This is a genomic window from Amycolatopsis sp. H20-H5 (assembly GCF_035828755.1).
Lineage (GTDB): Bacteria > Actinomycetota > Actinomycetes > Mycobacteriales > Pseudonocardiaceae > Amycolatopsis.
Genome location: NZ_JAYMZS010000047.1, coordinates 37719 through 48764, shown reverse-complemented (window position 1 = coordinate 48764; position 11046 = coordinate 37719). Strand labels below are relative to the sequence as shown.

Sequence of the window (11046 nt, the reverse complement as noted above, 5' to 3'; positions counted from 1 at the left end):
CGCCCGCGCGAAATCGGCGACCGCGCGCAGTTGCTCGTCCCGGACGGCCGCGGCGCCGCGGCGGCCGAGCAGCACCGCGCCGGTGACGCCGGAGCCGCCTTCGAGTCCCAGCGACACCACGGAAACCTGGTCCTGGTCCTCCAGCCGGTCCGCGACGATCGCGGGCAGGGTGGCGACCTCCGCGGCGGGCACGGTCCAGCACTCCGGCTGGCCGGTGGCGGAGAACGTGCGGGCGATCACCGGGGTGAGTTCCGGCTGTGCGCGGCGGATCCGCCCGTGGCCGAGGTTCCCGGCCCGGTCGCAGCTCCACCACTCCCAGCGGCCGCGGGTGGTCGGCAGCAGCACGAAAACGCAGTCGGCCAGGCCCGCGGCGGCGAGTTCCGCGATCAGCCGGGCCGTGCCGTGCCTGCCCCTGGCCGCGCCGAGGCGCTGCCCCGCCGAGGTGAGGAACTCCTCCACCCGCAGACCCCGCACCGGATCGGGAAGCGCTGTCACCGTCCAGGCGCGCCAGCCCCCGGGAAGCTCGCGGAACCGGGCGGGCAGCCGCCGTCCGGCGTACTCGACGCGACCGGTGCCGTCGGCTTCGGGGATCACCTGGGGATGCCCGGTGCCGTGGGCGAACAACTCGGCCGCCGCGCGGTTCGACCAGCACAGCGCGCCCTCGGCGTCCTGCAGGAGGACGGCGTCGGTCACGTCCTCCAGCAACGCGCGCCAGAACAGCGCGGTGTCCGGCAGGGCGTCCTTCGGATGCCCGGCCGCCGTCTCCGGTGGGAGCGCGGTGGAGGCCGGGACGGGCCGTGTCACCATTCCCCAACCTCCTGCCTCGGGTTAGCGCAGCGTGAGCGGGCGGACTGGCTCGAAGTGTAGGGCGAATCGTGGGACGCTGGTTCGGCGACCATGGCTAGACATGCGTGGCGGAGAGGGTCAACACAGATGACGACGGAATCCCGGCCCGGTACGGCCGGCGGCGCCGCGGCCGACGAAGCGACGCTGGAACGCCTGCTCAACGCGGTGCGTGACCTGGGGGACGGCAACTTCCGGCGGCGGTTCGTCGCCCACGGCGACGGCGTCACCGCGCAGCTCGCCACCGCGTTCAACGACATCGCCGAGCGCAACCAGCGGCTGGTCACCGAGCTGCTGCGGGTGCGCGGGGCGGTCGGCCAGGAGGGCAGGCTCACCGAGCGGGTGACCACCGAGATCGGGCCGGGCGGCTGGGCCACCGCGGTCGAGGTCGTCAACGGGCTGATCGAGGACGTGAGCCGCCCCACCATCGAGCTGAACCGGGTGCTGGGCGCGGTCGCCGAGGGCGATCTGTCCCAGCCGATGGCGCTGCAGCTGGACGGGCGTCCGCTGCAGGGCCGGTACGCCGAGCTGGCGAGCACGATGAACGGCCTGCTCACCCAGCTGTCGCGGTTCGCGACCGAGGTGACGCGCGTGGCGCGCGAGATCGCGACCGAGGGCAGGCTCGGCGGCCAGGCCGAGATCCCGGGCGTGTCGGGCACCTGGCGCGACCTGACCGACTCGGTCAACTTCATGGCGACGAACCTGACCGACCAGGTCCGCAACATCGCCCAGGTCACCACCGCCGTCGCCAAGGGCGACCTCACGCAAAAGATCAACGTCGACGCACGCGGCGAGATCCTCGAACTCAAGAACACCATCAACACCATGGTCGACCAGCTCTCCGCCTTCGCCGACGAGGTCACCCGCGTCTCGCTCGAAGTCGGCAGCGAGGGCAGGCTCGGCGGCCAGGCCGAGGTCCCCGGCGCGGCCGGGACGTGGCGCGACCTGACGGTTTCGGTCAACCTGATGGCCACGAACCTGACCGACCAGGTCCGCAACATCGCCCAGGTGGCGACCGCGGTGGCGCAGGGCGACCTGTCGCAGAAGATCAACGTCGACGCGCGCGGCGAGATCCTGGAGCTCAAGAACACGCTCAACACCATGGTCGACCAGCTCTCGTCGTTCGCCGACGAGGTCACCCGGGTGTCCCGCGAGGTCGGCAGTGAGGGCAGGCTCGGCGGCCAGGCCGAGGTGCCGGGCGTCGCCGGGACCTGGCTCGACCTCACCGGCTCGGTCAACTTCATGGCCAACAACCTGACCGACCAGGTCCGCAACATCGCCCAGGTCACCACCGCCGTCGCCAAAGGCGACCTCACCCAGAAGATCAACGTCGACGCGCGCGGCGAGATCCTGGAGCTCAAGAACACCATCAACACCATGGTCGACCAGCTCTCCGCCTTCGCCGACGAGGTCACCCGCGTCGCCCGCGAGGTCGGCACCGAGGGCAAGCTCGGCGGGCAGGCCCAGGTCCGCGGCGTCGCCGGGACCTGGAAGGACCTCACCGACAACGTCAACGTCATGGCCGACAACCTCACCGGCCAGGTCCGCAGCATCGCCACGGTCGCGACCGCGGTCGCGGGCGGCGACCTCGGCAAGAAGATCACCATCGAGGCACAGGGCGAGGTCGCCGCGCTCGCCGCGACCATCAACGGGATGGTCGAGACGCTGCGCGCGTTCGCCGACGAGGTCACCCGCGTGGCCCGCGAGGTCGGCACCGAGGGCATCCTGGGCGGCCAGGCGCGGGTGCCGAACGTGGGCGGCACCTGGAAGGACCTCACCGACAACGTCAACGTCATGGCCGACAACCTCAGCGGCCAGGTCCGCGGCATCGCGACCGTGACGACCGCGGTCGCGAAGGGCGACCTGACCAAGAAGATCGACGTCCAGGCGCGCGGGGAGATCCTGGAGCTCAAGACGACCATCAACACCATGGTCGACCAGCTCTCGGGCTTCGCTTCGGAGGTCACGCGCGTCGCGCGCGAGGTCGGCACCGACGGCGTGCTGGGCGGCCAGGCCGAGGTCGAGGGCGTGTCCGGGACCTGGCAGCGGCTCACCGAGAGCGTCAACCAGCTGGCGGGCAACCTCACCGCGCAGGTGCGGGCGATCGCGGTGGTCGCGACGGCGGTGACCGCGGGCGACCTGACCCGGCACATCACCGTGGACGCTTCGGGCGAGGTCGCCGAGCTCAAGGACAACATCAACCAGATGATCGCGAACCTCAAGGAGACCACGAGGACCAACCGCGAGCAGAACTGGCTGAAGACCAACCTCGCGCGGCTGTCCGGGCTCATGCAGGGCCACCGCGACCTCGCGTCGGTGGCGTCGCTGATCCTCAGCGAGCTGACCCCGCTGGTCAGCGCGCAGCAGGGCGCGTTCTTCCTGGCCCGTGAGGACGAACAGGACGGCACGGTCCTCGAGTGCATCGCGACCTACGGGCTCGCGCAGTCGCAGGCCGGGCTGCGGTTCCGGCTCGGCGAGTCGCTCATCGGCCAGGCCGCGGTGGACCGGCGCACGATCCTGGTCACCGCCGCGCCGCCGCAGTACGCGCGGATCTCGTCCGGCCTCGGCTCGGCCGCGCCGGTCAACGTCATCGTGCTGTCCGTGCTGTTCCAGGGCGAGGTGCTCGGCGTGCTGGAACTGGCTTCGGTCAACGAGTTCAGCGCGGTGCACCAGGACCTCCTGGAGCAGCTGCGGCAGACCATCGGCGTCAACGTCAGCACGATCCAGTCGAACTCGCGCACCGAGGCGCTGCTCACCGAATCCCAGCGCCTGGCACAGGAACTACGGGCGCGGTCCGAGCAGTTGCAGGCGCAGCAAGGGGAACTGCGCCGGTCCAACACCGAGCTCGCCGAGAAGGCGGCTCTGCTGGCGCAGCAGAACCGCGACATCGAGGTCAAGAACAGCGAGATCGAGCAGGCACGCCAAGAGCTCGAAGAACGGGCCGGGCAGCTGACGATCGTGTCGCAGTACAAGTCCGAGTTCATGGCGAACATGTCGCACGAGCTGCGCACGCCGCTGAACAGCTCGCTGATCCTGGCGAAACTGCTGTCGGAGAACCCCGAGGGCAATCTGAGCGACAAGCAGATCCAGTTCGCCAGGACGATCTACTCGGCGGGCAGCGACCTGCAGCAGCTGATCAACGACATCCTCGACCTGGCGAAAGTCGAGGCAGGGCACCTGGACCTGCAGATGTCCGACGTCGCGCTGCCGGAACTGGTGGACTACGTCGAGTCGCTCTGCCGTCCGCTGACCGCGGACAAGGGCCTCGAGTTCGCCGTCGTGATCGAGCCGCCGATACCCGCGAGTGTGCACACCGACGAGCACCGGGTGCAGCAGGTGCTGCGGAACCTGCTGTCGAACGCGACGAAGTTCACCGGCGAGGGCGGGGTGCGGCTGCACATCCGGATGGCCGGGCGCGAGGAGGTCGAGCAGGAGAACCTGCGCGCCGCGCCGGGCGTGATCGCGTTCGCCGTCGAGGACACCGGGATCGGCATCCAGCCGGACAAGCTGGCGATCATCTTCGACGCCTTCCGCCAAGCCGACGGCACCACGAGCCGCAAGTACGGCGGAACGGGGCTCGGCCTGTCGATCAGCCTGCAGCTGACGGAGCTGCTCGGCGGGGAGCTGCGGGTGCAGAGCGAACCGGGCGCGGGCAGCACGTTCACCCTCTACCTCCCGGTCGGCGCGGCGAACCTGGCGACGCCGATCTCCCCAGCGGCCGACGGCGTCCCGCTGGTGCTGGCGCCCGCGCCCGCACCGCGACCGATAGCGCCGACCGACCGGTTCCGCGGCGAGAAAGTGCTGATCGTCGACGATGACGCCCGGAACGTCTTCGCGCTCGCAGCCGTCCTGGAGCAGCACGGGCTCGAAGTGATCTACGCCGGCACCGGCGTCGCGGGGATCCGGGCGCTGGAGCGGCACGAAGACACGGCGCTGGTGCTGATGGACGTGATGATGCCGGAACTCGACGGCAACGCCACGATCGCGGCGATCCGCGAGATGGCGGCCCACGAAGACCTGCCGGTGATCGCGGTGACGGCGAAGGCGACGGCCGAGGACAAGGCCCGCACCCTCGCTTCGGGCGCGGACGACTACGTGACCAAGCCGGTGGACACGGAAAGTCTCCTGGACCTGATCGCCACCCACCTGGACGCCGACGCGGCCCCCAACCGCAAACTCCAGCCCACCCCGCCCGATTAGCCCCAAGTGCCCCTGAAGGCCACCTTCACAGCGTAATACGCCGTGAAGGTGACCTTCAGGGGCAGGGGCGAGGCTCGCTCACTCGTGAGCGGGTGACGGGAATCGAACCCGCGTAGCTAGTTTGGAAGACTAGGGCTCTACCATTGAGCTACACCCGCGCGCTCCCGGAGGACCGGGTGCGGAGTCAGCTTAGCGTGAGGCGCTAGGGTATTCACACACCGCCCCGGCGCGTACGGGGTGATCGGGATGTGGCGCAGCTTGGTAGCGCATCCGCTTTGGGAGCGGAGGGTCGCAGGTTCAAATCCTGTCATCCCGACAGAGGGGGCTGGACCTGCGGGTTCAGCCCTTTTTCGTTTTGCGGCAGGCCCACTGAGGGCTTGGCCGACGACCGGAGGGATGCCCGTGGCGCGTGTGGTGGTCCCGGTGCCGCAGCAGGACTCGGATCCATCCGAGGTCGCGGTGAGCTGGCAGGGGCTCAGCGAGGCCGGGCACGAGGTGGTGTTCGCGACTCCGGACGGCAAGCAGGCGCGGTGTGACGAGCTGATGGTCACGGGGGTGGGGCTGGATCCGTGGGGGTGGATTCCGGGGTTGCGCAGGCTCGTCGCCGTCGGCCGGGTGCTGCGGGCGGACGCGGCGGCCAGGGCGGCGCACTCGGCGTTGCTGGAAAGTCCGGAGTGGCGCGCGCCGGAGCGGTGGGACCAGGTCGCTCTCGGCGAGTTCGACGGGATGCTGCTGCCGGGCGGACACCGGGCGCGGGGCATGCGGGAGTACCTCGAGAGCCCGGTCCTGCAAGGTCTGGTGGCGACGGCGTTCCAGCGGGACCTGCCGGTGGCGGCGATCTGCCACGGCACGCTGCTGGCGGCGCGCAGCATCAACCCGGACACGGGCCGCTCAGTACTCCACGGCCGTCTCACCACAGCGCTGACCTGGCAGCTGGAGCACACGGCATGGCAGGTAGCCCGCTGGACCCGGTTCTGGGACCGCGACTACTACCGAACGTATCTGGAGGGCCCGGACCAACCGGACGGCTACATGTCGGTGCAGCAGGAAGTCACCCGAGCTTTGGCCACGCACGCGGATTTCCTCGACGCACCACCGGACGACGCGACCAAGCGCAGCGGCCGCACCCGCGACACCGCCGAAGACGACCGCCCCGCCTTCATCGTCCAGGACGGCAACTACCTATCGGCCCGCTGGCCAGGCGACGTCCACACCTTCACCAGACGCTTCGCCCACCTCGTGACCCCACACCGCAAAACCCCGTAAGCGCCACTCCCCGACGGCCAGTTCGCGGGAAGGGACGCTAACCGCGCCCTGCCGCATCCCCGTCGTCGTCCCCGTCGCCTTCCCCGTCGCCGTCGTGCTCGGCGACCTGAAGCAGCAGACCGGCCGCGACGCGCACGATCTCACGCTCGGCCGGGGTCAGCGCGGCGTCCATCGCCCCGGCGAGCCAGCGGTTGCCGTCCCGGACGTGCACATCGAGCGCGGCCCGCCCGGCCGAGGTGATCGCGAGCCGCTGGGCCCGGCGGTCGTGGTCGTCGGGACTGCGGGAAACCCGCCCTTCGGCGGTGAGCGTGTGCAGCACCCGGGTGAGTGACTGCGGCTGCAGCCCCTCGATCGCCGCGAGCGCGGTGACCGTGAGCGGCCCACCGTGCCGGAGGTTCGCCAGCACCGACGCGGCCACCCTGGTCAGCGGCAGCTCACCGCCGGACTGCTGGGCCCGCAGGCGGGACGACAACCGCGACACCGCCCACCGCACGGCCTCAGCATTCCGCGCCGCTTCCATACCGCCACGCTAACACTTACTTTTCCCCCACAGAAAACCACGAAACTGAGATATAAGGCACGCTTACCCTTACCTTATATCGATCTCACGGCAGTACGTCCGCCGAGACCGCCCCTCACGACCAAGCGCCATGAACGGACCGTTCATGGCACCGGAGGTGGTCAGGGAGCCGAGACGTCCAGGTAGTCGAGGTTGGCAGGGCCGTCGGCGGTCGTCGCCGTGACGCGGACGGTGTTCGCCCCCGCCGTCAGCGAGGCCGTCCGGGTGAGCGCGCTCCACGTGGTCCACGCGCCGGTGGCCGGGAAGGTGACGCCGCTCGCGACGACCTGGCCGTTCACCGAGAGGTCGACCGGCCGGGTGGCCGCGGTTGCGTTGGCGTAGCCGAAGGACAGCGACGCGGCTCCGGCGGCCGCGGCCGTCACCGTCCACTCGCCGTAACTGCCGACGGCGTTGGTGGCGTTGGCGAAACCCGTGCCGGAGTGCCCGGCGTGGTCGGCGTCCACCGTGCCCCCCGCCGAGAGGGTGGCCGACTCGGCCTCGTAGCGCGTCACCGAGCCGCCCGACGCTCGCGAAACCCGGTACGGCACCGAAGCGCTGGTGGTCGTGCGCGAGGCTTCGTCCAGAGGTCCTTCAAAGTGTACGAAGCGGAGCCGCCGAGGCCGAGCGCGAACGCGGTGGTGGCGATGGCCGCCGTCGCGCCGGTCTCGTTGGACAGCGCCACCGCGCGGTCGCCGTTGGCCAGCACCTTGTTGTAGACCACCAGACCGCCGACGGCACTGAGCACCGCCGCCTGCCTGCCCGCCGTGTCCTGGTCGAGCGCGATCACGTCGGCGTTGGTGAGGACGGCGAGATCCGCGTCGGACACCTTGCGCAGGTCACTCCCGATCAGCAGCGGCGCGGACATCATCGCCCACAGGCCGAAATGGGTGCGGTACTCCGTCCCGGTCATGCCGCCGTTGCCCACTTCGAGCATGTCGGGGTCGTTCCAGTGACCGGGCCCGGCGTAGCCGTCGAGGACGCGGTTCTCCTGCGCCTTGCCGATCCTGCTGGACCACTTGTCGGAGATGTCACCGGTGGTGCGCCACAGATTGCCGACCGGCGCGCCCCAGGTCCACACCTTCGGCGTCGTCCGGCCCCCCTCACACAGCGAGTAGACGATGGGGCGCCCGGTCTTCGCGAGCGCGTCGCACATCGCCTGGTACCGCTGGCGCGCGTCGACGCCCCGGTTGTCGCGGTTGTCGTACTTGAGATAGTCGACGCCCCAGAGGGCGAACAGGTTCGCGTCCTGCTGCTCGTGGCCGAGGCCGCCGGGGAAGCCTGCCTTGTCGCACGTGTTCGTACCGGCGCTGGTGTAGCTGCCGAACTTCAGCCCTTTGCCGTGCACGTAGTGGCGTCCTGGCCAGGCCGTTCTCCAGCACCAGCGCGGGACGGCTGAGAGCGAGCCCAGCCGTCATGGCCAGTACCGCCGCCGCGGTCGTGGCCAGCCGCCGGGTGAGTGAAGGTGCCGACATGCGAGTGCTCCCGGTACGGGTCGGGCTGCCCCAGACACAGCACGAAGCGGCGATACCTCCGATGTCCCTTCGTCCAGAGGAAAGGTAGGAGGTATGTCCCACTTAGTTAAGAAGGCTTACCACGCGCCGTCAAGCCGCCAATGGCGTCAGCCGGTGACCTGCCGCGCGGTCGCCATCGCCCGCTCCGTCTCCCAGAACGCCCGCACCGACACGAGCAGCCCGTCCTCCCCCACCCGGTAGACGAACACGCCGCCGGTGTCGACGCGGTAGCCGCCGGGCAGGAACGTGGTGATCGTGCCGACGTTGGCCACCTCGTCCCCCGTGGCGTGCGAATCGCGGATCGTGAACTCGAAGCGCTCCACGTTCGCGATGGTCATGTCCCAGAACGCGCCGATGCCGTCATGCCCGCGATGCCCCTTGCCCTCGGCGTCGAACATCGAGGGTCCCACCGGGTCCTCGACCAGCGCGTCGCCCGCGAAGAGCGCGAGCCACCCGGCCTTGTCCTTCGCCGCGACCGCGGTCATCGACCGCCACGCGGCCACCCGCGCCGGCGGCTGCCCCGCTTCGGGATCCCAGCTGACCTCGACACTCATGACTCAGCCCTCCGGGAACTTCGCGATGACTTCCTGGCCGAACCTGCGGATCGCGTCGAGCTTGGGCCCGACCTCGGCGTCGAAGCCGACGCCGTCGAACACCCACGGCATGGTGATCACGTCGGTGACGCCGATCGCCGCCTGCTCGCGGTAGCCGTCCAGGCCGAACCGGTCGACGCAGACGGCCTGGTACTCGAAGGGCTCGTCCTGACGGCCGCGCTCGGCGAGCAGTTCACGCAGGTGGGTGATCACGACGCGCAGGTCGTCGAACTTCATCATCGCCGACGCCCAGCCGTCGCCCGCCCTGGCGGCGCGGCGCAGCGCTACGTCAGTGTGCCCACCGACGTAGAACGGCACCCGGCGCGGCGGTGCCGGGCTCATCCGCAGCTTGTCGAACTGGAAGAACTCCCCGTGGTAGGAGACCATCCCGCCGTCGAGGATCAGCCGCAGCACGTCGATCGCCTCGTCGACCCGCTTCCCGCGCCGCTCGTACGGCACCCCGCACCATTCGAACTCCTCGGGCGACCAGCCGACGCCCAGACCCAGCCCGAACCGGCCACCGGTGAGCGCGGCCACCGAGTTCACCTGCCGCGCCAGCAGCACCGGGTTGCGGGAACCGAGTTTGAGCACCGAGGTGTAGAACTCGATCCGGCTGGTCACCGCGCCCATCGCCGCGGTGGCGACCAGCGGGTCCACCCACGGCGTTTCCTCGGTCCAGAACCGGCTGCCGTCCGGGGTGTAGGGATAGTCCGCGGACACGGTTTCGGAGTAGAACAGCGAATCCGGCAGCGCGATCGAGGCGAAGCCCGCCTCTTCGGCGACCCTGGCGAGCTCGCCCAGCTGGTCGAGCGGGTTCATCGCGATCGACAAGGTGAACTTCATACCGGCGGACTATAACGTGTTCTAGTTTCTCCGGCCAGGGACACAACCTGGATGGACTCCTTCCTGCTCGCCGGTTACCTGGTCGACGTGCTGACCGGGCTGCCGATCGACGCGATCGGGATCCCCTCCGCCACCACGTCCGCGCGGCGCGACGTGCCCGAGGCTCCGCTGCTCGCGACACCCACGCGGTTCCCGCCGATCTCGCCGCGCTGGGCTACGAGGTCCCCGGCTACGACGAGGGCGTCCGGCATTCCCGGCGGCGCAAGCCCGCCCGCTGGTTTCCCGCCCGGCCGCCCGCCGCCTGACGGTGCGCCGCGTCACGTTCCGGGAACCCGGCGCGTACCGTCCGCGTTGTCCGGTTCAACCGGTAGTACCGGAACTGTCGAAAAACCTGGAGTCACCCATGGGCCCCGCGATCTTGGTGATCGTGCTCCTCGTCGTCGTAGTCGGCGGCGGCCTCTACTTCGCGAAGTCGCAGTCAGCGGCCAAGCAGCGCCGCCTCGAAGACGCCAAAGCCGACGCACGACGGCTGGTGGAGCGTCTCGGCGGCCAGGTGCTGAACCTCAACGGCAACGACACCGCCTCCCAGCAGGCGATGGCCGACGCCTCGGAGCGCTACACCGCGGCCGGTTCGCAGATGGAACAGGCGCAGACCGAGGAGCAGGCGCGGCTGGTCAAGGAAACCGCGATCGAAGGCCTCTACTACGTACGCGCGGCACGGGTCGCGATGGGCATGGATCCCGGCCCCGCGCTGCCCGAGGACGCCGAACGCGAGCGCGCGGGCAAGGTCACCGAGCACCGCAGCGTCGACGTCGAGGGCGAGCACTACGAGGCTTCCCCCGACCCGTCGCAGAACACCCCGCACTACTACCCCGGCGGCCGCGTCGCGGGCAGGCCGGTGCCGCAGGGCTGGTACAGCGAGCCCTGGTGGAAGCCTGCGCTGGTGGCCGGCGCCTGGGGCCTGGGCTCGATGTTCCTGTTCAGCGCCATGTTCTCCGGCATGGGCGGCATCGCCAGCGCCTCGTCCTGGGAGTCCGGCTACGACGCGGGCCAGCAGGACGCGATCGACTCCGGCGGCGGCGACGGCGGGTTCGACGGCGGCGGCGGCGACGGCGGCTTCGATGGTGGAGGTTTCGACGGTGGCGGTTTCGACGGTGGCGGGGGCTTCGACTTCTGACGGTCGGCCCGGACGGTCACCGAGCACCGTCCGGTCCCGTCTTCAAGTCCCTGA

Annotated in this window: 9 protein-coding genes, 2 tRNA genes and 1 pseudogene; 4 read left to right on the top strand and 8 right to left on the bottom strand. The window is 70.3% G+C overall.

Annotation, left to right across the window (positions count from 1 at the left end):
- Positions 1–807 (bottom strand): annotated as a pseudogene (locus tag QMK34_RS24655) (histidine kinase); the annotation flags it as partial.
- A gap of 126 nt (positions 808–933) precedes the next feature.
- Between QMK34_RS24655 and QMK34_RS24650 the strand changes: the two are divergent.
- On the top strand, positions 934–5043 hold the full coding sequence (locus tag QMK34_RS24650; protein WP_326416688.1) for a HAMP domain-containing protein: 4110 nt from the start codon (positions 934–936) through the stop codon (positions 5041–5043).
- Positions 5044–5130: 87 nt separating this feature from the next.
- Here QMK34_RS24650 and QMK34_RS24645 read toward each other — a convergent pair.
- A tRNA-Gly gene (locus tag QMK34_RS24645) sits at positions 5131–5201 on the bottom strand.
- Between the two features lie 84 nt (positions 5202–5285).
- On the opposite strand from QMK34_RS24645, the gene QMK34_RS24640 reads away from it, so the two are divergent.
- Both QMK34_RS24640 and QMK34_RS24635 read left to right on the top strand, forming a co-directional pair.
- Positions 5286–5359: transfer RNA gene (locus QMK34_RS24640), tRNA-Pro, on the top strand.
- Between the two features lie 80 nt (positions 5360–5439).
- A complete protein-coding gene (locus tag QMK34_RS24635) occupies positions 5440–6309 on the top strand; it encodes a type 1 glutamine amidotransferase domain-containing protein (protein WP_326416687.1) in 870 nt (289 codons plus the stop codon).
- Positions 6310–6346: 37 nt separating this feature from the next.
- Here QMK34_RS24635 and QMK34_RS24630 read toward each other — a convergent pair whose 3' ends face one another.
- From QMK34_RS24630 to QMK34_RS24605, 6 genes are all read right to left on the bottom strand, one after another.
- Positions 6347–6829 carry a MarR family winged helix-turn-helix transcriptional regulator gene (locus tag QMK34_RS24630; protein ID WP_326416685.1) on the bottom strand — a complete coding sequence of 161 codons (483 nt, stop codon included), beginning with the start codon at positions 6827–6829 and terminating at the stop codon, positions 6347–6349.
- 161 nt (positions 6830–6990) lie between these two features.
- On the bottom strand, positions 6991–7380 hold the full coding sequence (locus tag QMK34_RS24625; RefSeq protein ID WP_326416684.1) for a carbohydrate-binding protein: 390 nt from the start codon (positions 7378–7380) through the stop codon (positions 6991–6993).
- Entirely contained in the window at positions 7377–8213 is an 837-nt protein-coding gene (locus tag QMK34_RS24620; protein ID WP_326416683.1) for a glycoside hydrolase family 27 protein, read from the bottom strand. The genes QMK34_RS24625 and QMK34_RS24620 overlap by 4 nt, the downstream gene beginning before the upstream one ends.
- A 273-nt stretch (positions 8214–8486) precedes the next feature.
- A complete protein-coding gene (locus QMK34_RS24615) occupies positions 8487–8933 on the bottom strand; it encodes a nuclear transport factor 2 family protein (RefSeq protein ID WP_326416681.1) in 447 nt (148 codons plus the stop codon).
- Between the two features lie 3 nt (positions 8934–8936).
- The gene (locus QMK34_RS24610; protein ID WP_326416680.1) at positions 8937–9815 is read right to left on the bottom strand and encodes a TIGR03619 family F420-dependent LLM class oxidoreductase; all 879 of its coding nucleotides are present in this window, start codon (positions 9813–9815) and stop codon (positions 8937–8939) included.
- 74 nt (positions 9816–9889) lie between these two features.
- Positions 9890–10066, bottom strand: coding sequence for a hypothetical protein (locus tag QMK34_RS24605; RefSeq protein WP_326416679.1), 177 nt, complete (start codon positions 10064–10066; stop codon positions 9890–9892).
- Between the two features lie 152 nt (positions 10067–10218).
- Between QMK34_RS24605 and QMK34_RS24600 the strand changes: the two genes are divergently transcribed.
- Complete coding sequence (locus QMK34_RS24600) at positions 10219–10992, top strand: hypothetical protein (RefSeq protein WP_326416678.1); 774 nt, start codon at positions 10219–10221, stop codon at positions 10990–10992.
- Positions 10993–11046: the final 54 nt, after the last annotated feature.